The organism is Paenibacillus sp. FSL R5-0914 (assembly GCF_038004525.1).
In the GTDB taxonomy this organism is placed as follows: domain Bacteria; phylum Bacillota; class Bacilli; order Paenibacillales; family Paenibacillaceae; genus Paenibacillus_AQ.
The window spans coordinates 240,488-265,080 of record NZ_JBBORH010000001.1 but is presented as its reverse complement, the minus strand read 5'-3'; the positions used below and the strand labels follow the sequence as shown (position 1 = coordinate 265,080).

21 protein-coding genes and 1 pseudogene are annotated in these 24,593 nt (G+C 45.3%); 17 read left to right on the top strand and 5 right to left on the bottom strand.

Annotated features, from left to right (window positions below; translation table 11 throughout):
• Positions 1 to 168 precede the first annotated feature (168 nt).
• From MKX60_RS01050 to MKX60_RS01040, 3 genes are all read left to right on the top strand, one after another.
• Complete coding sequence (locus tag MKX60_RS01050) at positions 169 to 1,332, top strand: glucose-1-phosphate adenylyltransferase (RefSeq protein ID WP_042184623.1); 1,164 nt, start codon at positions 169 to 171, stop codon at positions 1,330 to 1,332.
• Positions 1,333 to 1,454: 122 nt separating this feature from the next.
• Positions 1,455 to 2,558, top strand: coding sequence for a glucose-1-phosphate adenylyltransferase subunit GlgD (gene glgD / locus MKX60_RS01045; RefSeq protein ID WP_042184625.1), 1,104 nt, complete (start codon positions 1,455 to 1,457; stop codon positions 2,556 to 2,558).
• Positions 2,559 to 2,656: 98 nt separating this feature from the next.
• On the top strand, positions 2,657 to 5,089 hold the full coding sequence (locus tag MKX60_RS01040; protein WP_076285889.1) for a glycogen/starch/alpha-glucan phosphorylase: 2,433 nt from the start codon (positions 2,657 to 2,659) through the stop codon (positions 5,087 to 5,089).
• 87 nt (positions 5,090 to 5,176) lie between these two features.
• Here MKX60_RS01040 and MKX60_RS01035 read toward each other — a convergent pair whose 3' ends face one another.
• A complete protein-coding gene (locus tag MKX60_RS01035) occupies positions 5,177 to 5,656 on the bottom strand; it encodes a GAF domain-containing protein (protein WP_042184630.1) in 480 nt (159 codons plus the stop codon).
• Positions 5,657 to 5,883: 227 nt separating this feature from the next.
• On the opposite strand from MKX60_RS01035, the gene MKX60_RS01030 reads away from it, so the two are divergent.
• The 3 genes from MKX60_RS01030 (at position 5,884) to MKX60_RS01020 (ending at position 8,443) form a co-directional block, all read left to right on the top strand.
• Positions 5,884 to 6,165 (top strand): hypothetical protein, encoded by a 282-nt coding sequence (locus tag MKX60_RS01030; protein WP_076285888.1) that lies wholly within the window; start codon positions 5,884 to 5,886, stop codon positions 6,163 to 6,165.
• Between the two features lie 184 nt (positions 6,166 to 6,349).
• Complete coding sequence (locus tag MKX60_RS01025) at positions 6,350 to 6,910, top strand: GNAT family N-acetyltransferase (protein ID WP_341058895.1); 561 nt, start codon at positions 6,350 to 6,352, stop codon at positions 6,908 to 6,910.
• Positions 6,911 to 6,934: 24 nt separating this feature from the next.
• Complete coding sequence (locus MKX60_RS01020; protein WP_076285887.1) at positions 6,935 to 8,443, top strand: MDR family MFS transporter; 1,509 nt, start codon at positions 6,935 to 6,937, stop codon at positions 8,441 to 8,443.
• Between the two features lie 114 nt (positions 8,444 to 8,557).
• Here the strand turns inward: MKX60_RS01020 and MKX60_RS01015 are convergent, their stop codons facing one another.
• Positions 8,558 to 9,025 carry a MarR family winged helix-turn-helix transcriptional regulator gene (locus MKX60_RS01015; RefSeq protein WP_042123913.1) on the bottom strand — a complete coding sequence of 156 codons (468 nt, stop codon included), beginning with the start codon at positions 9,023 to 9,025 and terminating at the stop codon, positions 8,558 to 8,560.
• 343 nt (positions 9,026 to 9,368) lie between these two features.
• Here MKX60_RS01015 and MKX60_RS01010 point away from each other — a divergent pair, with 343 nt between their 5' ends.
• The 3 genes from MKX60_RS01010 (at position 9,369) to MKX60_RS01000 (ending at position 12,913) form a co-directional block, all read left to right on the top strand.
• Positions 9,369 to 10,712 carry an MFS transporter gene (locus tag MKX60_RS01010; protein WP_076285886.1) on the top strand — a complete coding sequence of 448 codons (1,344 nt, stop codon included), beginning with the start codon at positions 9,369 to 9,371 and terminating at the stop codon, positions 10,710 to 10,712.
• 201 nt (positions 10,713 to 10,913) lie between these two features.
• Positions 10,914 to 11,654 (top strand): ABC transporter ATP-binding protein, encoded by a 741-nt coding sequence (locus MKX60_RS01005; protein ID WP_042184638.1) that lies wholly within the window; start codon positions 10,914 to 10,916, stop codon positions 11,652 to 11,654.
• The gene (locus MKX60_RS01000) at positions 11,651 to 12,913 is read left to right on the top strand and encodes an ABC transporter permease (protein WP_042184640.1); all 1,263 of its coding nucleotides are present in this window, start codon (positions 11,651 to 11,653) and stop codon (positions 12,911 to 12,913) included. Before MKX60_RS01005 ends, MKX60_RS01000 begins: the two co-directional genes overlap by 4 nt.
• A 66-nt stretch (positions 12,914 to 12,979) precedes the next feature.
• Here MKX60_RS01000 and MKX60_RS00995 read toward each other — a convergent pair whose 3' ends face one another.
• Positions 12,980 to 14,248 carry a BaiN/RdsA family NAD(P)/FAD-dependent oxidoreductase gene (locus MKX60_RS00995; protein WP_076285885.1) on the bottom strand — a complete coding sequence of 423 codons (1,269 nt, stop codon included), beginning with the start codon at positions 14,246 to 14,248 and terminating at the stop codon, positions 12,980 to 12,982.
• Positions 14,249 to 14,525: 277 nt separating this feature from the next.
• Between MKX60_RS00995 and MKX60_RS00990 the strand changes: the two genes are divergently transcribed.
• The 3 genes from MKX60_RS00990 (at position 14,526) to nadE (ending at position 17,677) form a co-directional block, all read left to right on the top strand.
• Positions 14,526 to 16,148 carry a two-component system sensor histidine kinase NtrB gene (locus MKX60_RS00990; protein WP_143764114.1) on the top strand — a complete coding sequence of 541 codons (1,623 nt, stop codon included), beginning with the start codon at positions 14,526 to 14,528 and terminating at the stop codon, positions 16,146 to 16,148.
• A 116-nt stretch (positions 16,149 to 16,264) separates the two neighbouring features.
• A complete protein-coding gene (locus MKX60_RS00985; RefSeq protein ID WP_042184644.1) occupies positions 16,265 to 16,699 on the top strand; it encodes a BrxA/BrxB family bacilliredoxin in 435 nt (144 codons plus the stop codon).
• Between the two features lie 168 nt (positions 16,700 to 16,867).
• On the top strand, positions 16,868 to 17,677 hold the full coding sequence (gene nadE, locus MKX60_RS00980; protein WP_042184646.1) for an ammonia-dependent NAD(+) synthetase: 810 nt from the start codon (positions 16,868 to 16,870) through the stop codon (positions 17,675 to 17,677).
• Positions 17,678 to 17,763: 86 nt separating this feature from the next.
• Here nadE and MKX60_RS00975 read toward each other — a convergent pair whose 3' ends face one another.
• A complete protein-coding gene (locus tag MKX60_RS00975; protein WP_341058891.1) occupies positions 17,764 to 18,585 on the bottom strand; it encodes an alpha/beta hydrolase in 822 nt (273 codons plus the stop codon).
• Positions 18,586 to 18,792: 207 nt separating this feature from the next.
• Here MKX60_RS00975 and acpS point away from each other — a divergent pair, with 207 nt between their 5' ends.
• Positions 18,793 to 19,191 carry a holo-ACP synthase gene (acpS, locus tag MKX60_RS00970; RefSeq protein WP_341058889.1) on the top strand — a complete coding sequence of 133 codons (399 nt, stop codon included), beginning with the start codon at positions 18,793 to 18,795 and terminating at the stop codon, positions 19,189 to 19,191.
• Between the two features lie 37 nt (positions 19,192 to 19,228).
• Positions 19,229 to 20,548, top strand: coding sequence for an A/G-specific adenine glycosylase (gene mutY / locus MKX60_RS00965; RefSeq protein WP_341058887.1), 1,320 nt, complete (start codon positions 19,229 to 19,231; stop codon positions 20,546 to 20,548).
• A gap of 427 nt (positions 20,549 to 20,975) precedes the next feature.
• Here mutY and MKX60_RS00960 read toward each other — a convergent pair whose 3' ends face one another.
• Positions 20,976 to 21,584 carry a superoxide dismutase gene (locus tag MKX60_RS00960; RefSeq protein WP_076285882.1) on the bottom strand — a complete coding sequence of 203 codons (609 nt, stop codon included), beginning with the start codon at positions 21,582 to 21,584 and terminating at the stop codon, positions 20,976 to 20,978.
• Between the two features lie 479 nt (positions 21,585 to 22,063).
• On the opposite strand from MKX60_RS00960, the gene MKX60_RS00955 reads away from it, so the two are divergent.
• The 3 genes and pseudogenes from MKX60_RS00955 to queG all read left to right on the top strand — a co-directional run.
• Positions 22,064 to 22,483, top strand: a complete 420-nt coding sequence (locus tag MKX60_RS00955) for a GNAT family N-acetyltransferase (RefSeq protein WP_036676822.1) — start codon at positions 22,064 to 22,066, stop codon at positions 22,481 to 22,483.
• A gap of 190 nt (positions 22,484 to 22,673) precedes the next feature.
• Positions 22,674 to 23,282, top strand: a complete 609-nt coding sequence (lepB, locus tag MKX60_RS00950) for a signal peptidase I (RefSeq protein WP_076285881.1) — start codon at positions 22,674 to 22,676, stop codon at positions 23,280 to 23,282.
• Positions 23,283 to 23,318: 36 nt separating this feature from the next.
• Positions 23,319 to 24,515: pseudogene (gene queG / locus MKX60_RS00945) on the top strand (tRNA epoxyqueuosine(34) reductase QueG); the annotation flags it as partial.
• Positions 24,516 to 24,593 lie beyond the last annotated feature (78 nt).

Here is a 24,593-nt window from a genome sequence, read left to right as displayed (position 1 = left end):
ACCGTGTTACATTTCCTTCCACGTTTTTCTCATCTTTGTCCATCTTCCTATCAAGGCTCATTTCTTTCAAGTGTATTTCTTGTTCATTCATTTCTTTTTGGAACTTCTGTTCATTCAACCTGTGCTTGCTGAACTTCATATTACCCATAAGTCAAGGGAGGCTTTTCCATGAAGAAAAAGGAAATGGTAGCCATGCTATTGGCTGGAGGCCAAGGCAAAAGATTGAAAGGTTTAACCAAATCGCTTGCCAAGCCCGCTGTTTATTTTGGAGGGACCTATCGGATCATCGACTTCCCTTTAAGTAACTGCTCCAATTCAGGTATTGATACAGTTGGTGTGCTGACTCAATATGAGCCACTCATACTGCATTCTTACATCGGAGTAGGCAGTGATTGGGATTTGAACCGTAAGAACGGTGGGGTATTCGTGTTGCCACCGCATGAACGTGAGAATGGAAGCAGCTGGTATCGGGGAACAGCCGATGCGATTTATCGGAATCTTAAGTTTGTGGATCAGTTTGATCCAGAGCATGTTCTTATTCTGTCCGGTGATCACATTTATAAAATGGATTATCACGCTATGCTTCAATACCACAAGGAAAGAAACGCTGATTGCACAATTTCTGTCATTGACGTTCCGCTGGAGGAAGCAAGCCGATTTGGAATTTTGAATACGGAGGACGATCTAAAAATTTACGAATTTGAGGAAAAGCCCGCTCAGCCAAAAAGCACATTAGCTTCTATGGGTGTGTATATCTTCAAATGGGAGGTTCTCCGCAAGCATTTACTAGAGGATGGGGAGAATGTAGGATCATCCCACGATTTCGGCAAGGATATCATTCCTTTGATGCTGGAGGACGGAAACTCCTTATTTGCGTACCCTTTTGAAGGATACTGGAGAGATGTAGGTACAGTAACTAGCTTATGGGAAGCAAATATGGATTTGCTAAGCGATACTCCGCCACTTAATCTAAATGATCCCAGCTGGCGCATTTTTACACGTAATCCGAATCAACCTGCCCAATATGTTGCCCCTGGGGCGAAAGTGTCAGGCTGCATTATTAATGAAGGCTGCATAGTGCACGGAGAAGTGAATCATTCGGTTCTCTTTTATGGGGTAGAAGTGGGTGAAGGAAGTGTAATTACGGACTCCGTGATTATGCCTAAGGTCAAGATTGGCAAGAACGTACGCATTCATAAAGCGATTATTAGTGAGAATACGGTAATCGACGATTATATGGAAATAGGCATCGAACGGGAGAACGAGAACGAAATTCTGCTGATCGACAATAAAAGCAAAAAACGTAAATCAGCTGTGGCCAAAACCATATAATCAAGCTAAAACGCCTTCGGCGTCCTTCAAGGGACGGTAAGCGTTTATGCGAGATTTATAAGGATAAAGTATATCGTGAAACTTATACTTTCTTATAAATTATAAGAGGACGGTGGATTCCGATGAAGCAACTCATGGGTGTAATTAATCTGGATCATGAACTCGACAAACTAAATGAACTCACTTATTTCCGCTGTGGTGCAGCCGTACCTTTTGCCAGTCGTTATCGGTTGATTGATTTCGTGCTTTCTAATATGATGCGTGCAGACCTGGAGAGCGTTGGCCTGTTCGTCCGCCGTAAATACCGTTCTCTAATGGACCATTTGGGTGACGGGAAATCGTGGGATATGAACCGCAAGCATGGGGGATTATTCATTTTGCCTCCAGACTGGAACGATCCAACGGATACTTCTCTCGGGGACTTACAGCATTATCATAACAATCTGGATCTTTTTAAACGGGGATCTGCTAAATATATCGTGTTTTCCGGCAGCCAGCATATCAATACGATCGATCTTCAGGATTTGTACAGTTACCATCTGGAGAAGGGTGCCGACGTTACAGTAGTGTATAAAAAGATTGAAGAACTGCAGCCAGAACATGATCTATGCCAGCGTATTGAAGTAGACGAAGAGAATAAGGTGACTAATATCCATCATGAGAAAGACCATCCTAATTTATATCTGGATATCTTCATTATGGAGAAAAAACTGTTCTTGGAGCAGGTGGAGCATTGCATTGCGCATGGAGAGAGTTATTTTTTCCGAGATGTAGTTCAGAAGAACCGACACAAATTTAATATCGCCGCATACGAATATCATGGCTATCATGCCGTAATTAATTCATTAGAGAGTTATTATAAGAACAGTTTGGAACTGCTCCAGCAGGAGAATTACTTCAGTTTGTTCAAAGAAAGCCCGGTACAGACGAAGATTAAATATGAGGCTCCGACCCGATACTTGGAAAGTGCTAATGTCAGTAATTCGTTGGTGGCTAATGGCTGCATTATAGCTGGAACGGTAGAGAACAGCGTGATCTTTCGGGGGGTTCAGGTACGTAAGGGAGCGAAGATCATCAACTCAGTAATTATGCAAAAATGCGTCATCGAAGAAAATGCGGTCATTGAGAATGTAATCATGGATAAAGACGTACATTTGAGTAAGAATCGAATTCTTGTTGGAGATAGCAAACGTCCATTCGTCATCGCCAAGAGCAGCAAGATCTAACGACTGGATTAGATGAACAAAGCAGTATTAACCTATCTGATCTAATGGGCACAGTCTGCTGCACTTCTAATAAAAGCATTTGTCAGGAGGACCTACTGTTGTTTAACGATAAAGAATCTTTCAAACAGGCATTCCGTGAGACCCTCATTGGTAAATTAGGTAAACCGCTTGAGGAAGCCTCGAATGCCGATGTCTATAAAATACTGGGCAACATGATTCGTGAGAACGCCGGGAAAAATTGGGCGGAAACGAACCAGAAATATAAGCTCGATAAAGATAAGCAGGTTTACTATTTTTCAATGGAGTTCTTGATCGGTAGGCTTCTGGGGAACAATCTGTTGAATATGGGGGTACTGGAAGTAGTACGTGAAGGTTTAGCGGACCTTGGCTTTTGTTTGCAGGATATAGAAGAGGAGGAATCGGACGCTGGGTTAGGGAATGGAGGTCTCGGTCGTTTGGCCGCCTGCTTCCTGGACTCACTCGCTTCCCTGCAATATGCGGGACATGGCTGTGGTATACGGTATAAATATGGCCTGTTCGAGCAGAAGATCGTTGATGGGTATCAAGTGGAACTTCCTGATTACTGGCTGCAGAATGATAATGTATGGGAAGTGCGCCGCGAAGACAAGCAGGTTGAAGTTAGGTTCTGGGGGACTATTGAGACCCGCGAAGAGAACGGACGGCTCATATTTGATCATACGCAATATGAGGCTGTTCGTGCAGTGCCTTACGATGTCCCTATCATTGGTGCTGATCGCCGGCATGTGAATACACTGCGTAATTGGAGTGCAGAATCCATCACCCAGCCCTCAAGAACCTTTGGTTCTTTTGCCGGGACGGACTATCATAAGTTTCTGGAGTATAAGCGTTCAGTAGAATCCATTTCGGAGTTCCTTTACCCAGATGACTCTCAATACGAAGGCAAGCTGCTTCGCCTGAAGCAACAGTATTTCCTCTGTAGCGCGGGGCTGCAAAGTATTCTGCGTACCTATGCCAAGCTTGGGATTCCTATAGAATCGCTGCCAGACAAGGTTGCTCTTCATATTAATGATACACATCCAACGTTGGTGATTCCTGAATTGATGAGGATTCTGATGGATGTACATGGTTTAGGATGGGATGAGGCATGGAGTATCACGACGCGTATGGTCTCTTACACTAATCACACTATTCTGAGCGAGGCGCTTGAGAAATGGCCTATTCAAATGGTTAGGGAGCTACTGCCACGTATTTTTCTTATCATTGAAGAGATCAATGCGCGTTTCTGTGGCGAGCTTATGAGTCGTTATCCGGGGGATCAGGATCGAATTGCGCAGATGGCGATTATTCATGATGATCAGGTTCGGATGGCTCATCTGGCGATTGTAGCGAGCCATAGTGTCAATGGAGTAGCGGCGCTGCATACAGAAATATTAATGAAGCGCGAGATGCGACTTTTTAATGAAATGTATCCACACCGTTTCAATAATAAGACGAACGGAATTACCCATCGGCGATGGTTACTGCATGCCAATCCAGATCTGGCTAATTTGATCAATCAATCGATAGGAACCCGTTGGGTGAGCCATCCTCAAGAAATGATTGGCTTGATTAAATATTGTGAGGATGCTTCCTTCCAGGAACAAGTAGCCAGTATTAAGCGCCAGAATAAGCTTCGTCTTGCAGAGTACATCTACAGTAAGCATTCAGTACATGTCGATCCTGACTCTATCTTTGATGTACAGGTGAAACGTCTACATGCCTACAAGCGCCAGTTGCTTAATATTTTGCATATTCTGCATTTGTACAATCAAATCAAAGATAATCCTTCGATGGATATGGTTCCACGCACGTTTATATTCGGAGCAAAGGCAGCGCCAAGTTATCATCTGGCGAAGCGGATTATCAAACTGATTAATACAGTAGCGGAGGTAGTCAATAAAGATCCGGATGTTAAAGGGAAGATTCGTATCTTTTTCCTTGAAAATTATTCGGTATCCCTAGCAGAAAAGATCATTCCTGCAGCGGACATCAGTGAGCAGATTTCTACAGCCAGCAAAGAAGCATCCGGTACCGGGAATATGAAGTTTATGATGAACGGTGCATTGACGGTAGGAACGATGGATGGCGCAAATGTAGAAATGCATGAAATGGTGGGAGACAACAATATGTTTCTGTTCGGACTTCGTGCTGAGCAGGTCATGGATTACTACCAGCATGGCGGTTATCATGCGCGTGATATTTACAACGGGGATAGTCGTGTGAAAGAAGTGCTGGATCAGTTAATCAAACCAGGACCTATATGTTGTCACGCTACGGAGTTTGAGAGCATTTTCCACTCACTTCTGGATAATAACGATGAGTTTTTTGTCCTGAAGGATTTCGCTAGTTACGTTGAGACGCACGTCGAAATTGATCGGGCATATCGCAACCGGCAAGAATGGCTGAAGAAGTCCATTATTAATATTGGTCATTCCGGTAAATTCTCCAGCGATAACACAATTAGTCGCTATGCAGCTGAGATTTGGAACATTAGTCCAGTTCGACTGTAGGATCAACATAAAAAGGCTGTCTTATAAGTAGGTAACCCCTACAAATAAGACAGCCTTTTTTTTATGGGATATAAAACGAAGAAATTTTTAGATAGCTTCCGATACTAAAGCTGCGAACCGCTCCAGAAACCGGCGTTCTTCATCATCAAAGCGATCCTTGAGCGGACTGTCGATATCAAGTACGCCAAGCAAGCGATCATCCTTTATTAAAGGAACAACAATCTCGCTGTTGGAGGCTGCATCACAGGCGATATGACCTGGGAATGCATGCACATCACCTACTACAAGTGTGCGCCGCTCGGCGGCTGCCGTTCCGCACACCCCGCGAGATAGCGGAATTCGAATGCATGCAGGGAGGCCTTGAAAAGGTCCAAGTACTAGCTCCTTGCCGTCAAATAAATAAAAACCGGCCCAATTCGTATCCGGTAGAGCGTGTTTAAGTAGTGCCGAAGCATTAGCCAGATTGGCTGTAGCACTTGGTTCGTCCTTTATCAATGCTTCGAGTTGGATTAGAACGGCTTCAAACTGCTCGCTGCGCGTTCCATCATATGGCATAGCTTGAAACATGAAGCATCACCTTCCTGTACTTTAAATTCAATATGAAACCATAACTGTAACTAACAACATAGTACAGCTATGAGGGGTACGTCAAGACACAACATTGTTTTGTAATATTTTAGGATGGGCTATGATCCCTCTGTAGCACTGAACCCTTGTGATGATGTTTCCAATGAACTGTCATAGGGTAATGCAAGAGTAAATACCGAAGGCTTTGTTGCCAGAAGGAGTGGAATATGCGCGCTGATGTACAGAACTTGTTCATAGGAATTCACATGCTTTATTGTGCTCATGATAAAGATGTGACGATCTCGGAGATGCTGCTCGGACTGGAAGACATGGGGTATCGTGTAGGAGAACGCGAAGTGAAACAGGAATTGGAAAAGCTGACGCTGGACAACTTTCTGACTGCACATAGTGAAGGGTACAGTATTACTGGCACGGGTATTGAAGAGTTCAAGGATATTCGAGCCAAACTTCAGGTGCTGTGTAGTGAAGTTATTCAGGGAGCAGATTGAAATCATTTAAAGCAAAGTTCCATAAAAGCGTCTGTATCAAGGGAGAATTAACCTTCTGATGCAGGCGCTTTTTACGTGAGAGGATACAATTTGTTCTTTTCAAAGTTAAAGAAATTAGAACTTTTAGCTTAAGGATATACTCTTGAATGATGTATAATTGATAAGTTGAAGGGGGAGCGGAGAATTGTATCTATGCAATGGAGTGACACCTACACTGATCGGTAGAAGATTAAAATTATGTGCTATGACTACTGAACATGCTTCAGCGTTATTTCAGGTTTGGTCACATCCGGAAGTTTCTCTCTGGCTGGGTGCACCGGCATTATCCTCTATTGAAGAGACGAAGCAGCTTATCGACCTTCTATCACAGATGGCTCAGGAAGAGGAGAGCTTACGTTGGAGTATTATTGGACCTGGGGAGGAAGTCATAGGTAGCTGTGGATATAACCATTGGCAGCTTCAGGGAGCTTACCGTGGTGAAATAGGCTGTGATCTGTCGCCTGCCTTTTGGGGGCTTGGATATATGAAAGAAGCGCTTGGGCTTGTACTCGATTTTGGTTTCAATATTATGGGCTTGAATCGGATTGAAGCGCTCTGTCATCCTGATAATATCCGTGCGGAGAGGCTGGTTCATACGCTTGGATTTCAGAAGGAAGGCGTATTGCGTCAATACAGGCAGATCGCTTCCGGCTTTCAGGATACAGCTCTCCATGCTCTACTGCGCGAGAAGTGGCAATCCACTTAATACATAAAGAGAGGGTTTGGAACATTGAAGTCAACAGGGGATTTAGAACGTAAGCTTATATTAACAGGGGTACTGCTGGCCACGTTTCTGGCGGCTATTGAGGGAACTGTAACAGGACCAGCCGGACCGGCGATTGTAGGCGACTTTCAGGGAATGCAGTGGCTGAGCTGGATATTTACTTCATATTTACTGGCAATGGCTATTACTACACCTATTTTCGGCAAAATCAGTGATCTGTTCGGACGCAAGCCTGTATTCATGTGGGGAGCGGCTGTTTTTTTACTAGGCTCATTATTATGCGGCATATCTCAAAGTATGGAACAGCTGATCCTGTTTCGCGCGATACAGGGGATCGGTGCGGGTGCACTTATTCCAATGACCTTTACCATTATCGGTGATATTTACAGCATTGAAGAAAGAGCAAAGACACAAGGGTTGCTAAGCTCTGTATGGGGGATTTCCTCTTTGGTAGGGCCACTGCTTGGTGGCTATGTGGTAGATTACTTAAGCTGGCGCTGGGTGTTTGTATTCAATCTGCCATTTGGCGTGTTGGCAATGGTATTTATTGCGCGCTACCTGAAGGAAGAAAAGGTGCGTCGGAAGACACAGATCGATGTGCCAGGCGTTCTTCTGTTCGCAGCAGGCATGGGTGCTCTACTCTTTGGACTCTCCACGGGAGGGCAGAACCTGGCATGGACCTCTCCGTTACTACTCGCAACACTGGGTGCAGCGGTTATCCTGCTAATCCTATTTCTGTTTGTGGAGCGCCGTGCACCAGAGCCAATGCTTCCGCTGAACCTATTCTCAAATCGTAATATCGCAGTATCAACGGGCGCTAACCTGCTTGTAAGCACATTAATTATTGGACTTTCTACGTATATCCCTTTATGGGTTCAGGGCGTTTCTGGAAAAAGCGCTGCGATCTCAGGCTTGCTGCTTGCGCCAATGTCTGTAGGCTGGATGTTTGGGTCAATCGCAGGCGGACGGATGATTCTGCGAGCGGGTTCTCGCCGAACGGCAATGCTTGGATTAATGATGATTGCTGCTGGAGCTATTGGTCTGGTTTTCTTGACTGGAGAGTCTTCACAGGTAATCCTTTTATGCCTGATGCTGGTCTGTGGGGTAGGTTTCGGATACTCCTCTACGGTCTTCACGATTATCGCTCAGTCGTCGGTTGCATATGATCAACGCGGTGCGTCCACAGCACTTAATGCATTTACAAGGTCACTAGGTCAGACCATTGGGGTGGCTATTTTCGGTTCCTGGCTGAACTTGAATATTGATCAGCTGTTGCGAAAACAACCGGATTCAAACGTTACAGGTGATGATATTAATAAGCTGCTAGGCTCGCATACAGGCACTAACCTCTCCGGCGAAGTATCAAACAGTTTACGTGGTGCACTAGAAGGGGGACTTCATTCACTATTTATTGTGATGGCAGTTTTCGCAGTCTTGTCACTAGTTATATCTTGGGGTTTGCGCAAGGGTGTACCTTCGGTAGAGGATGCTACGTCGTCTTTGAAAAAGGCATAACTCATTTTCTAAATCACATAAAGAAGCCCGACCGGGTATTTACCGGTCGGGCTTCTTCGTTCAATAACAGCTTGTCTAACACATATGAAGTAAAAAGCAGCCTAGCCTCTAGCTCTACTTACGGGGAAGAGGAGAAAGCTTCTCAGCTTGCAGACCCATCTTCTTGAGCAGAGTGATCATTTGTTCCTTCTCTTCATCATTCAGTCCGCTGAAAGCAAGATGAAGACGCTCTGAGTATTTCGGATACATCTCATTCATGAGACGTTCGCCTTCCGCGGTCAACTCTGCGAAAATCACACGACGATCACTTGGACAAGGCTTGCGTTGCAAATAGCCGCGTTCTTCAAGCTTGTCGATAACGTAAGTGACGTTGCCGCTCTGTAGCAGTAGTTTGGCACCAATTTGTTGAATGGGCTGTGGTCCCTTATAGTACAACACTTCCATGACGGCAAAGGCAGTAGGGTTAAAACCTTCAATTTTGCTGCCGGTAACAGCATGCTCATTAATACTCTTGAATGATTTGGCAAATACCCGGTACAAATGTAGTGTTAATTGTGTATCACGTTCATAAGATTGTATCATGCTTCTCCACCCTCTATCGTTAATCATGTGAACTCGTCGCACGTCTGTAATCATATTAATTAGTGCACGGTTTACCTGTGCAACGAACTTTGAGATAACAATAGAATACGTGAAAGATCGAATGAAGAACATGTGATTTGTCACAATGAGCAACTTTTAATTATTAAAAATCAAACAATTTTTTGAAGATGCTGAAATTGAATGTTTTTTTACTTCAGTCTCTGAAAGGATATCAATTTCATCCCCCGGTTCAGTGTTATTTACGCCTCCAGACGGATGAATGACAATCCCCAATATTTTACTATTATTTCATTGAGAAATAGTAACGGGGAGTGAAGGAAGGATGGAAGAACATCATATTGATGATTTAAAAGAAAGTAAGCTAACCGCAAATAAACCATTCATGCTGCTTATTGCGGCACAGCTTGTATCGAATGTAGGAGACTGGTTGCATATACTAGCGCTACTGACAATGGTAGGGTTTAAATGGAATGCCACACCGTGGGAAATTACGGCTATATCTTTATGTATGGCAGTGCCTTTGCTCTTAGGAGGACCGTTTGCAGGTTACTTAAGTGATCGATTTAACCGCAAGGCACTAATGATTGGTTCGGATATAGCCCGTGCAGCGGTTGTTATTTGCTTGGTATTTGCAGGCTCGCTGTGGCAGGTTTATGTGCTCCTGCTGGCTAAGGGATGTATGGATGTGTTGTTCTCTCCGGCCAAAAGCGGAAAGATTAAGGAACTTGTTCCTGTGGCTCAGATGGATAAAGCAATGGCGCTTAGCTCATCTATAGAGCAGATAACTAAAATTGTGGGTCCAGCTCTTGGTGGATTGCTAGTTGCAGCCTTCGGCATATCTGTTTGTTATATGATCGATTCTGCTACGTTCGTTTTATCGGCGATTATTTTGCTTGGATTACCGCGTACAGCTGCGATTAAGAAGAAAGATACGGAAACAAGCAGGGGGGATACGGAGGTGCGTAACTCCTTCCGCCAAGAAATGTCGGCAGGTCTGCATGTGATTGCAGGAATGCCTGTAGTACTGTGTGGCATTGTTATGCTGGTACTGGTGCTGCTAATGCTACAGATCGGAGACTCTCAGATTGTAACGTTATTCCGGGAGATTCCAGGTGTGAACGGAGATCTGCTGGGGTGGTGTGTAGCAGCCAGTGGCTTTGGAACCTTGCTATCTGCGCTGCTTGTAAGCCGATTAGGCAGTGGTAAGCATCCGCTTATTTTTATGGGATTAGGGGCTATAATCATGGGCATTGTCTTCTCAAGTGCAGGGATCGTAACTGCTCATGGTCAAGCCGGAATCTGGATGAACATTGCTTTGTTTGGGTCCTTCATGTTTGCTGGTGTGGGTGCAGGACTAGCGTTTATCCCCTTCAATTCAATGCTCCAGCAGCGGACACCTGCGGAATACACCGGTCGTGTATTTGGAACCATAGGCAGCCTGACAAGCGCAGCTGTTATTCTAGGACCTGTAGCCGGTGGAGCCTTAGTGACAGCATCGGGGCCGGTATCTGCCTTTATTCTATCTGGTTTGCTTACAGGATTGCTAGGACTAGGGCTGTTAATGCTGCGTGGTAAAATCGAGCGCAGGGATGAAGCGGCGATCAAGAAGCAGGAAGGAATAGCTGCTACGAATAACATGGACCTTGTAGGACAGACCTCCCTTTGATGGGAGGTTTCTTTTATTCGCTATTGCGCAGGGCTTAAGTTATTATTGTGAAAAAAGCAGCTTGATTATTTTCAGGAAAAATATATAGTACGATTAGATAAGTTGCGATTGCCTCTGTTGATCATTTGAATATCATTCATATACGCAATAGGGAATGCAATTTATAATAGTATTTATTAGAAGTACTAGGAGATGGAGAGTATGGAAAAAGAAGAAACTACAGTGGATACCGAGAGCTATGACGACATTGTGCTCGATGTTGAGATCGATGAAGCTGGCTATGAAGCGGGAGATCCTTGCATATTCGATATTTCTTTTCAAGTGAAGCGAGGTCAACTGCTCGGACTGATCGGACCTAATGGTGCTGGGAAAAGTACAACCATTAAGACCCTGCTTGGTTTGTTGAAGAATACCAAGGCTAAGGTGTCTTTTAGTGGAGTTAATAAATCTTACGCTTATGTACCGGAGCAACCTGTGTTTTATGAGGATTTGACATTGTGGGAGCACTTGGATTTAGCGGCCGCTGCCTATGGACTGAAGTACGAACAGTTCGAAGAAACTGCAGAAAGACTGTTGAAGCAGTTTGGTATGGGCCATGTGCGCAATGATCTTCCAGCTGGATTCTCTAAGGGCATGAAACAAAAAATGATGCTAATGCTTGGCTTCTTGGTACAGCCGGATGTTTATATTGTGGACGAGCCATTTATTGGTTTAGATCCGCGCGCCACTAAAGATTTCCTGCGGCTGCTAGAAGCGGAGCGGAAGCGCGGAGCTGGTGTATTAATGTCTACGCATGTACTGGATACAGCAGAGAAGATATGCGATGATTTCGTATTGATCTCCGGGGGAAAGGTTGCCGCCTCAGGAACACTCGAAGATATACGTGATTATGCTGGACTGCCGGAGGCGTCGTTGTTTGATTGCTTCGACGAACTAACATGAGTAAGCAGGGACAGCGGGCGTTTGCTTTTTCTAACGCTAAACAACTATTCAGACGGCGGCTATTCTCTCATTGGCGTGAGCAATCCGCTATTATCCGTACGGCGGCTGATTGGACCGTTCTATTATATATTCTTATTCCCGGGGGATTATTGGGAGGGCGTTTGTATTACGGGTTCTGGAATGAGGCGCTACCGGCTTGGAGTGTGAATTTGCCGTTTATGCTCATTCCTTCATTATTAGTGCTCTTGATCTGCAACGGGGGCTTGGTGCTATTATTGCAGGAAGGCGATCTATTATTTCTTAGACAACGGCAACGATGGATGAATACGATCCTATTTCGCGGGTTGCTCTACAGCCTGATTGTAACCTCGCTGAAGTTCTGTGTAGCTTTTGCACTGTTACTGCCTTTTCTGATTCGGGGATTTGAGATGACGTCATCGGAGGTATGGGCGCTGTTCGCTCTGACCTTGGCGTGCAGTTGGTGTGTTAAGTTACTTGGACATCTTGTAAAAGTACAGAAGCAAGGTTGGCGTCGCTGGTTATGGCTATTTCTGGCGATCTCCGTCCCGAACGCTATTTATTTCAGAGTAGCTAGCCTTTGGAATGATCGCCCGCTCATCATATTGCTGAGTGCGGTTGTATTTACAGTCGTTGCAATATTTGCTTTCCGGTGGCGCCTATTGATGCGTGGGACATTTATGAACGATGTGCGCGAGGACTACAAGCAGCGAATGAAGATAGCGGCCATACTGCTCCGCCATGTTCTGGATAAACCTCGCCCGACTCGCCATAAGCCATGGATTTTCCGGAAGTCGCAGCCTTTGCTTAAATCAAAGACTGCCGAGAGCCGTTTCTCTGCGGCAGCGATTAAGGCACTCATACGGAATCCGGCCCATTTAAAGCTTTACTTGGCTTTCACTGCCGTGTCCGCGGTAGCGATCCTTATCATTCCATCGGGATTTAAATGGCTAGGATTTGTAGTATTAACATCGCTTATGACTTTTTGGCTGTTTTCGTTCTGGTCTTTGTTTGTTGGAGATGATTACATTGGGATACTTCCATTTACGAAAGAACAAAAGGCTGAAGCGGGTATGCATGCGGTCCCTATTTTATTACTTCCCTTTACAATGATTACCTCCGCACTAATCTGTCTCTCTTTATATGGATGGTGGGGGATCATCTTGTTCGTACCGGTTGGATACATGGTTGGACTCTTTATCAGCAGAATATTTGGTACGTTCCGACTGGGCAAAGATTGATAGATAGATAAAAAACAGCGTGACTTGAGAAACCTCTCAAGTCACGCTGTTTTTAGTTGCAACGCATTAACTAAGGCGAAGGTCAGCGGCATGTTTGCCTGCTGTATATCCAGTAGAGAACGCTGCTGTTATATTGTAGCCACCAGTGTAGCCATGGATATCGAGTACCTCTCCACAGAAGAATAACCCTTGCATAAGCTTAGATTCCATTCTTTTGGGATCGATCTCTTTCAGATTTACGCCGCCACCCGTAACAAAGGCTTCGGACAGGGAGCGGGTACCATGAACATTAACGGGCATCCTTTTCAAGATACCTGCTAGCGCATGCAATCCATTCTTGGATACATGATGACCCGTAATATCTCCATCCAGGTCAGCTTTAGCTAACAAGAGGGGAATGAGACGTTCTGGCAGCAGCCCCTTTAGTGAATTGCGGATCGCTTTCTTCGGCTCCTGGTCCAGCTTGTCCTGCAGCGATGATTCCACTTCTTGCAAGTTCAGATCAGGGAAGAGATCGATGGACATCTCAACCGTGTCATTCCCTGATTTACGCTGGACCTGTCTCAGAAATTGGCTGCAGCGCAGCGCAATTGGCCCGGATAATCCAAAATGGGTGAAGATCATATCTCCGCGATGAGAAATGACCTTCTTTCCTTTTGGATTCCATACAGTAAGTGTCACATCGCGTAGCGACAATCCTTGCAGCTCACCGGATTTAATCCACTCTTCCCGTGAAATAATCGGTACCTCTGTCGGAAATAGCTCAGTAATGGTGTGGCCTGCGGCTTCAGCCCATGGGTACCCATCTCCAGTAGAGCCGGTCTGAGGAACGGACTTTCCTCCGGTGGCGATGATTACGGCAGCACTGGAAATCGTTTTGCCCGAGCCCAGCTGAACGCCCTTAACGGCCCCTTCTTCATATATTACATGTGAAACAGGACTATCCGTCATAATCTGCACACCTAGACCCCGTACTTTGTTAATTAAGGCGGAGACGACGCTGGAGGCCTTATCGGAGACGGGAAACATCCGTCCGTTGTCTTCTTCCTTTAATGCAATGCCTAAGCCTTCAAAAAAGGCAATGATATCTTGATTATTAAAATGGTCGAAGGCGCTATACAAAAACCGCCCGTTTCCCGGGATATGGGAGATTAACTCATCTCTCTCCTTGACGTTCGTTACATTGCAGCGTCCGCCACCAGATATCCCGAGCTTTCGTCCTAGCTTAGCTCCCTTGTCGATCAGTAGTACGGATGCCCCGTGTTCTGCTGCGGCCACGCTTGCCATTAATCCCGAAGGGCCGCCACCTATGACGATCACATCGAAGTTGCTCATGAAATTTTACTCCTTTACATGTTAAGACACGGGTGTTACTTCGTGTTTTCCTAACGGAATCATACCATTCTGACTGTCATGTAACCAGTCTTGTCCGCTCACTTGGTTATAATCGTTGTCAGGAGAGTAATCCTGTGCTTTAATCTAGTCATGTAGGGGAATTTGTCCATTTTGGGGTGTGATTGTAATTATTGGCGCAATTAAGGATATATTATTGCAAATATCGGCAGCATGCTCCTTTCTTTTTCTGATTCAGTGGTGGGTGGACCGAGGGCTTGTGGCTCGAAAAAAAGGTAGTTTCCCGGATAATCAAACTTTTTTGGTTTTGGCGTGTGCGTTAAGTCTTATGCTATGCTCTATTCTTTCGACGACTTTATTCGGTATTGCTTATTTGAATTTAGGAATGATTCCTGCTTATATCGGTATTTTATATGGAACTGTACGTTCAGGCATTCTGCTGTCCATCTTTTTGCTTGTCTGTAATATATTCATTGCAGAGCCAGCAGGAATAAGTAATATGATATTAAATTCAGGAATATTATTATATCCGTTGCTGTTTGGGCTAGCTAAGCCTTTTAAGAAAGGCACAGTGGTAGAGAAGATAGGTATGTTATGGATGGTTCTTTGTCCGAATATGTTGTTCATTGCACTTGTGCCTATTATAGGTGGAAAAAATATATATGAGGCTCATTCTGGCGAGTCACTTTTGATTACTTTGTATCTATTTTTCAGCATCGCACTAGGTGGTATTTTTGTTTATTTTGTTGAAATGGTCTGGAGTAGTTGGCGGGCTAAAGTACATATGGAAAGTATAAGTGATAATTTCCAGTTGGAGTCTGAGAAGCTGCAGCAGATTACAAATGTAGTACCTCTGAGTATTATGTCCCTGGATGATCACGGAGTTGTGACCGATCTCAATGATTGTATGTTGGGAATGACACGAATTCATTATCCCAATTTGAGAAGGGAAGATATTATTGGCAAGCCGGTTAGGGAATTTTTTAATGGTTCAGCGGATGTTGATGCATATATGAGGGTACGGGATAACATTCAGCATAAACGGCGTTCCCATGAGCGAATGATTCATGGAACGCGGATCTATCAAATTTATTCAGCACCACTAATGCATAAGAACTCAGGATTAACGAGTGGAGTGGTACTCATTGCACAGGATATTACGGATGAAGTGAAACTCCGCTCAGAGCTGGATCATGTGGAACGTTTGAGCTTAGTAGGGCAGATGGCTGCCGGAATTACCCATGAGATTCGTAATCCTATGGCGGTAGTTCGCGGATTTTTACAGCTAATGAGAGAAAAGAGCTCGGATGATTTGGATTCTTATTATCAGATCGTATTAGAGGAGCTGGATCGGGCGAATAGCATTATTAATGATTTTCTATCGCTGGCGCAAAGCCGGATATCCGATAAGGAGAAAGTGCTATTACACCGAGTTATAGAAGAAGTCAGTCCGCTGCTGTGGGCGGATGCTAATCTTCGTGGTCAAAGTGTTGAGCTAAAGCTGAACGCATCCATCCATGAATTGGAGTTAAACGTTCGGGAAATCAAGCAGCTTATCCTTAATTTAGGCCGAAACGGCATGGAGGCTATGGGATCCAAGGGGATTCTGACACTGGAAACACATAGTACTCAGGAACAAGTGGAGCTGATTGTAAGGGATAGGGGAATCGGTATGTCGGACAGTCAACGAGAGAAGTTGTTTTCCCCGTTCTTCACAACAAAAAGGGAGGGAACGGGTCTAGGGTTATCCTTGTGTCTCAGTATTGTGGAACGGCATAACGGTAAAATAACTGTAGATTCTGTAGAAGGAGAGGGTACAGTATTTACCATCTCATTCCCTTTAGTAAAGGAAGAATATAGCGAAGCCATGCTTGCGGATTGAATCAGGTTACTGTAGCATCTCTTGCTTTCACAGAGTATGAATGTATAATAAAGTTAGTAAGTACTGCTGTAATGTTATCTGACAAAACAGTAATCAGTGAAGGAGAGTGCAGAGAAATGTCCATGTCTTTTAATCAATATATGAGAGATTCGATTCAGCCTATGCGTGATGACCTTACAAGCATTGGGTTTCAGGAGCTTATGACTCCAGAAGAGGTGGAAGCCACTCTTCCTACCGCAAAAGGTACGGCGCTTGTAGTCGTGAATTCGGTCTGTGGTTGTGCCGCTGGACAATGCCGTCCTGGTGTAGCTCAGGCATTGCAAAATGAGATCGCTCCGGATCACTTGTTCACAGTGTTTGCAGGTCAAGAGAAAGAAGCTACTGCTAAAGCGCGTGAATATTTTGCTCCTTATCCGCCATCTTCCCCTTCCATCGCATTGATGAAGGATGGAGAGCTCGTTCATTTTATTGAACGCCATAGTGTTGAGAATCGTTCGGCTGCTGAAATTGCTGCTGAGTTGAAAGAAGTTTTTGATCGTTTTTGCAAGTAAAAAAGTTATTCCATATAATCTCGCATTAGTCGGTAATTCGGCTGTTGCGGGATTTTTCAAAATATAAGAGCGATAATGGGATAGAATATACTTAGAAGCATAGAGCTTCACTTGGTATGGATATTTTGATGGATATGGAACCATTTCTGATGGAACGGGGTGTGGTTTGTGAGTTTACAGGAAGAAATTATTGCAGATCTTGGTGTGAAGCCAACGATTGATGTAGAAGCAGAGGTACGCAAACGGGTTGATTTCTTAAAGTCGTACGTGCTGAAGGCAGGTGCCAAAGGATTATTGATCGCCATTAGCGGCGGGGTGGACAGCGCGGTAGCTGCGGGTCTGTGTAAGCAGGCTACGGACGAGCTGTCGGCTCAAGAAGGCACAGAGTATATTACGCTTGGCGTATACCAGCCATATGGTGTTCAAGAGGATATCCAGCACAGTTATGATGTCGCAAAAGCTTTTAATCTGACCCATACCGTGGAGACAAACATTGAGGAAGCTGTAAATGAGATTGCGCTTGAAGTTGAGCATAGCCTGAAGTCCTTGGGCCAACATCGTCATATGACCCATCAAGGCAAGGGGAATGTTAAAGCGAGAACACGTATGGTTATGCAATATGCGCTCTCTTTTGAGAACAATCTGATTGTAGTAGGGACGGATCATGCTTCAGAAGCCATTACGGGTTTCTACACCAAGTGGGGGGATGGTGCTGTAGATATTACACCTCTATCCACACTTAACAAACGTCAGGTTCGTCAATTAGCTGCTCATATTGGTGTGCCTGCGGATATTGTTACTAAAGCACCTACGGCAGGCTTATGGCCGGGGCAGACGGATGAAACCGAGCTGGGCATTACTTATGACGATAATAGCGATTATTTGGAAGGCAAACAGGTTAACCCTGAGGTAGCCGAGAAACTCGAGAATTATTACCGGAGAACGGCGCATAAGCGCAATGTCATTCCTGGAATTTAGAATAGGTAGAAGTAGAAACCGCCACGGGTCTGCGTTGTAGCAGCTCTCGTGGCGGTTTTTTGTGAGATGGATAAGCTACAAGAATCTTAGTTAGCCAGCGTTTGATCGATAAAATTAGTGGTCGAAGCAATCGCAAGCTCCAATTGTGGGGTAGTACCGGAAAAAGGATGCACAGTACCAAAGGTATGATTACCCTCAGGAATATGAACCCAGTTAATATCGGGTCGGAGCTCAATGAGCTGCTCAGATCCTAGCCGGAGGTGTACTCCATCCAGACTGCCTTGAATAAGAACAACTGGGAAGGACGCTGTCTTCATGCGTTCAAGGATGTTATAACGTTCTTGTTGGTTCTCCATATCTTCTAAAATAACAGCATCCAGCGGCATTTGTTGGCCCGTGCGTGCATTAAGGACATGGGTTCGTCCTGTTTGCTTCATCTCCTGCTTTTGTTCTTCCGTCAACAAATCGAGCTTCGTAACCCCGTTCCAGGAGATGACCCCGCTAACTTCACTGGGATGGTCAAGCGTGTAGACCAGACAAATTCCCCCTCCAAGACTATGTCCTAGAAGGAATAAGGGTAAGCTGCCGAATTTCGGGTGCTGGCTAAGGTAGGACAACAGTATTTCCATGTCCTTCAGCTCGCGACGAAAGGTGTTGCGGGCGAATTTCTCAAGCTCGGTAAAATGCAGCAGATCCTCTCCGATTCCAGCATGAGAGAAGTTGAAGGTGATCACTTCATGATCTTGGCTGAGAGTAGTGGCTATGTAAGGAAACATCCCCCAATCTTTGAAGCCCTTGTAGCCGTGTGCAATAACGATAAGGCTCTTAGGTGCTTCTTGGGCAGGAAAGTGTGAGCAGCGGAGAACAGCGTCTTCACCTGCGGGTATTTCGAAATTACGATGCTGCATAGGGTAATCCCCTCTCTCTATATATAAATGAAGTAAATCAGCAAGTCCATCACGAAGGCGCCTAGATAGACTTCCAAACCATTTTCTTTTAAGATAGCAGAAAGAATCTTATAGGACTATAATTTAAAATTGAAATGAATGACCTGTATAATGATCATACCATTATTGAAGTAGTATAGGATACACGTCCATAAGGAGCGTGAAATTTTGATTTACGGAATCGGACATGATGTGTTAGAAATTGAGCGAATCTCAGAGGTAATGCGCAGGGGACAGGGCAAGAAATTCAACCAGCGCATCCTAACGAAGCAAGAGTACCAGCTTGCTGAGCAACGAGGTGGAAGGTTGGCTGAGTTCGTAGCCGGGCGTTTTGCTGCCAAGGAAGCCGTTGTGAAGGCTTTAGGTTGTGGCATTGGTAATGTGGTTGGTTTTCAGGATATTGAGATATTACCTGACCGTAAAGGTAAGCCGGAAGTAACCTTATCATGCGAAGCCTGGAGCAGACTAGATCTACCTGAAGGACAGAAGTATACCATTCATCTTACGATAACGCATGGCCGTGATTTGGCTTCAGCTTTTGCGGTGGTGGAGGAGCTAGGTTCATGAATTGAACCGTGATTATAGAAGGGCAAGGAGAGTTACAATGAAACAACAAGAACGACAGGATTTGCAGGAACGAGAAGAAGGACGAGAAGACCAAGATAAAAAAGATCAGGAGCTGCGGGAGGCCAAGCAATATTTCAGTTATTATTTGCTGGAGTGGTATCAAGGGCAGAAGCGGGATTTGCCTTGGCGCAGGCACCGCAATCCTTATTATATTTGGATTTCTGAAATTATGCTGCAACAGACAAGGGTAGATACGGTAATCCCTTATTTTAATCGTTTTATTGAGCGCTTTCCGACGGTAGAGTCACTCGCTGACGCCCCTGAAGAAGACGTGCTTAAGTGTTGGGAAGGCTTAGGGTATTATTCCCGCGCACGTAATATACAGCATGCAGCCAAGCAGGTAAAGGAGCTTTATGGGGGACAGGTACCGAATGACCGTGAGGCGGTGTTCAGCTTAAAGGGAGTGGGTCCTTACACAGCAGGGGCTATTCTCAGTATCGCGTTTAATCGGCCAGAGCCAGCGGTAGATGGTAATGTAATGCGGGTGTTGTCCCGATACTTCCTCATCGAGGATGATATAGCTAAGGGACCCACCCGCGTGAAAATGGAGCGCCTGGCGGCTGAGCTGATCCCGGAGGGGGAAGCTGCCTCATTTAATCAGGCGCTTATGGAGCTCGGGGCGCTCGTATGCACCCCGAAATCACCGAGCTGCTTAACCTGCCCGGTGATGGAGCATTGTGCTGCGCGCCTGGCGGGCTGCGAGACTTCGCTGCCCGTCAAGACCAAGGCCAAGCCGCCGCGCCCAGAGGAGCGGCTGGCGGCCTTAATCGAGGGCCGCGGTGCCCACGCGGGCCAAGTGCTCATCCGGCAGCGGCCACAAAGCGGGCTGTTAGCCCGCATGTGGGAGCTGCCGCACTGGCAGGCGCCGCCAGCGGAAGGCGGCGCCAAGAGCGCGCGGCTGCCGGAGGCCGCGGCGCTGGACCGGCTGCGCCGGTCACTGCGGCAGGCCGGGATCTCCGCCCGGCCTGAGGAGCACTGGATGGCTGCTGAGCATATCTTCAGCCATATTGTGTGGACCCTGCAGGTGTATCGCTGCAGGGAGGAGGACGCCCTTCCGCTGCCAATAGCGGCAGAAGGACGGGCAGCCTACACCGCGGATGCAGGCCTGTTCCCAGAGATGGACAGCAACGTGCCCGTCGAGAGATTTGAGGACGGTAATGCTAGTCCAGAGGATGGCGGAGCTGTTCGCTGGATCAGCCGTGAGGACATGGCTAATTATGCGTTCCCTAATGTCTTCTTGAAGCTGCTGAATCTTTATTTCGATGAGCAGGAAGAGCTGGCGAAGGCGGGGAAGTAGAGAATGTTTGATGTAGAAGTATGGGATGTAAGCAAAGTATGGAATGTACTATGCTTACATCTAATTGCTTCTGTTGTTTTATGACCTCAAGAGTGATCAAAATTGTTTTTAGGGAATTATTCCCTGAAATTATGCCCTTTCCGCCTATTTTTAATCATTTTAGGGAAAACCTCCCTAAAAATTCGGTGAATATCTTATTTATGCTCCAGAACCGCTGGTTTTTAGGGAAGTTTTCCCTTATTACTAGTGTTTATGGAGAATATCGCTGAATTTTAGGGAGTTTTTCCCTAATTATAGTAAGACGAAGGCTATTTGGGGACTCTGCCCAGTAGAGCAACATAAAAAAAGGTATCCCGCAGCCTATTAGGCCAGGGGATACCTTTTTAAATTGGCTATTAAGCTATAAGCTCAAGCCGAATTTAATTCCTTATTTCGAGCTTTCGTAACGTTTGCCAACTTCTTCCCAGTTTACTACGTTCCAGAACGCTTTGATGTAATCAGGGCGTTTGTTTTGGTAGTTCAGGTAGTAAGCGTGCTCCCATACATCAAGTCCGAGGATTGGAGTAGCGCCTTCGCTGATTGGGTTGTCTTGGTTAGGTGTGCTTGTTACTGCCAGTTTGCCATCTTTAACAACTAGCCAAGCCCAGCCACTGCCGAAACGAGTGGTTGCTGCTGCTGCGAAATCTTCTTTGAATTTTTCGAATCCGCCCAGTTCGCTGTCAATAGCTGCTGCAAGTGCGCCAGTTGGTGCGCCGCCGCCGTTTGGTCCGATAACTTCCCAGAACAAGGTGTGGTTAGCGTGTCCGCCACCATTGTTACGAACAGCAGTGCGGATAGCTTCTGGTACAGCGTTCAGATCTGTAAGAAGTTCTTCGATGCTTTTGCTTTGCAATTCAGGTGCCTTTTCCAAAGCTGCGTTCAGATTAGTCACATATGTGTTATGGTGTCTATCATGGTGAATTTCCATCGTCAAAGCGTCGATGTGTGGTTCGAGTGCGTTGTTTGCATAAGGAAGTGCTGGTAATTGAAATGCCATGGAAAAATCCCTCCTGAGTATATTAGAATTTGTATAGATAAAGAACTTCGGCGGTTTATCGTCAAAATTCTTTATTGTTGATATGTACTATAGGGTATCTCCCAATAGGATACTTTAATTAAACAGTATCTGGATCAATAATGCAACACTAAACAAACATAAATGTTTATAAAGTATGTTGGGAGTGTAAACAGGATCATCAATTGTATTTAAAATGTTAAAATAAAGAGCCGTCACCCCATAGACATAACTCTGTATAATTACCCTTATAATGAAACAATGAATCTCAACCAAAATGTAAACGCTTGATATTAAGCGCTTTCAAAAGAAAAATGATGATATCACGAGAAAAGTGTGCTTTAATAGATTTAAAAGCAGGTATTCCTCGGTATTTGATGCTTTTTTTTATTTTCTCAATGTTAAGGGAACCCCTTCTTTTTGTTAAATTCATAAGCCATAGACAAGGGAGATTTTAAAGAATGCACGTTCGTTCCTTTCAATTAAGCGACGTTAGCCCTGTGACTGATTTGCTGCAAACAGCATTATCGGAAGAATGTTTCGAGAACACTATCGAGCCTTTCTCCAGGCAGCTTTCATGGGATTCAGATCTCATTGTAGTTGCGGAAGATGAAGAAGAAATTGTTGGAGCACTGATTGGTACGATTGAGAAAAACCACGGTTGTTATTTCCGGATTGCTGTACATCCTGATTATCGCCGCAGAGGAGTCGGTAGGAGTCTGGTATCGGCTATGGAATCCAGGTTTCAAGCTCGTAAGGTTAGTGGTATCTACGTAGCCGTCGATGAGCATAATTCTTTTGCATTGCCATTGTATGAAGCTATGGGATATAGCGAGAATCAAATTTTTAAATCTGTCCGGAAGCTGAGCATTGTTGGGTAATTTTGATCACTCAGCTGCGTAAGCGGAAACATTTACTAAATATAGAACTATAGTTGATGATATAGTCTGTTTCACTCATACTCAAGCGTATTTTCCAGAAGTCCATTACTAATGGCTGGGAGATATGCTTTTTTATTGTTATAATATCTGCAAGTATAGACATCAATAATTGAGAATAAGAGGTGACATATTGAGTCAGGAGTCCCAAGTAGAGTTCATGCGTAATCGGAAGCAAAGACATAGATCCTCCAGATCAAAGAAAGGCTTTGGTGGTCGTTTGGCCGCGGAATTGAAGGATTGGTTGCTTACAGCGGTAGTTGTATTTGCGGTAATGTCGGTTCTTAATATTTTTGTGTTCAATATATCAACGGTTAAAGGTCAGTCTATGCAGCCAACGCTTGTGGAAGGTGAGAGGCTCTTTATTAATAAGCTTTCATTGATGTTTGTAAACCCAAAACACGGGGATGTCGTCATTCTTCATGATCCTAGCACTGGACCGAGTCGGAAGGACTTTTTAGTAAAACGAGTCATTGGCATACCTGGAGATATCATAGAAGTGAAGGATCACCAGTTATATGTGAATGGAAAAATAGTGAATGAGCCGTATATAGATACCGAGATTGAAGACCCGGATTTCGCGGCGTTAACTGTGGAGAGCGGAAACTATTTTGTCATGGGAGATAACCGTCATGCTTCAGCAAGCAAAGATAGTCGTTATTTCGGCTCCATCCCACAGGACATGATTGTAGGCAGGGCGGATTATATCTGGTGGCCGCTGTCTAAACTGAAAGGGTTATAAGAATTTTATCGATAACATGAAAAGGAGAAGGCGGAAATGAACAATACATTTCAGTCACCGTATGCACCCCCGCCTTCCAAGTGGGCACAGCTTAAAGCGGAGATTCAGGAGGCTGCGACGTCACTCGGTATTGATGATATCGGGTTTACTACAGCAGAGCCTTTTTTATATCTGAAAAATATTTTGCAAGACCACCGAGACAAAGGATATGAATCTGGTTTCGAGGAACCGGATCTGGATAAAAGGACAATCCCCGCTCTGAGCTCTGGGGACAAGCCCTTATCTATTATTTCAATTGCTGTGGCCTATCCTTCCAAAATGGAGAATCCTCCGAAGTCTGAGCCAGGTGCACGAAGAGGTATTCTCGCCAGAGCATCATGGGGCAGGGATTATCATCATGTGCTGAGGGAGGCCTTGAGTAAGCTGGAGGACTTTATTCATGAGCGTGTGCCGGAGGCTGTGCTGGAAAGTATGGTCGATACCGGTGTGCTGGTAGATAGAGCGGTTGCGGAAAGAGCAGGAATAGGCTTCAGCGGCAAAAACTGTTCCATCATCTCGCCCAAATGGGGATCTTGGATTTATCTAGGGGAGATGGTTACGAACATTCCTTTTGCTCCGGATGAGCCTGTTGAAGAAGGCTGTGGGGAATGTACCAAGTGTATTGATGCTTGTCCAACCGGCGCGCTGGTGGGTCCGGGTCAACTTAACGCGCAGGCTTGTATTTCTTTTCTGACGCAGACCAAAGGATTTCTGAGTGATGAATACATGACCAAGATTGGCAACCGTCTATACGGCTGTGACACCTGCCAGATTGTATGTCCCAAGAATCGAGGGAAGAACTGGAATCATCGCCCTCAGATGCTGCCTGATCCTGAGATCGTGAAGCCATTGTTAATGCCAATCCTGGATCTTAGCAACCGTGAATTCAAAGAGAGATTCGGAAATAGCTCTGCTGCCTGGAGAGGCAAAAAGCCGATGCAACGAAATGCGATCATCGCTCTCGGTAATTTCAAGGAAGTAGAAGCGGTGCCAAAGCTAACAGAAATTGTTCTGAAAGAGTCGCGGCCTGAGATGCGAGGCACTGCTGCTTGGGCGCTGGGACGCATCGGTGGTGAGGAGGCTCTAGCTGCTGTTGAATCGGCTTTAGAGCGCGAAGAGCATGACACGGTAAAAGAAATGCTGAGCCGGGCACAGGATGTGCTCCTTACTGCGAAGCAGGCACGAGAGGACAGCGATGTTTAATGAAGGAAAAAGATCATAGACAGGTTGCATTTTCCCAATTGCTGTCCAGTTCTCGAAATGCTATGATAG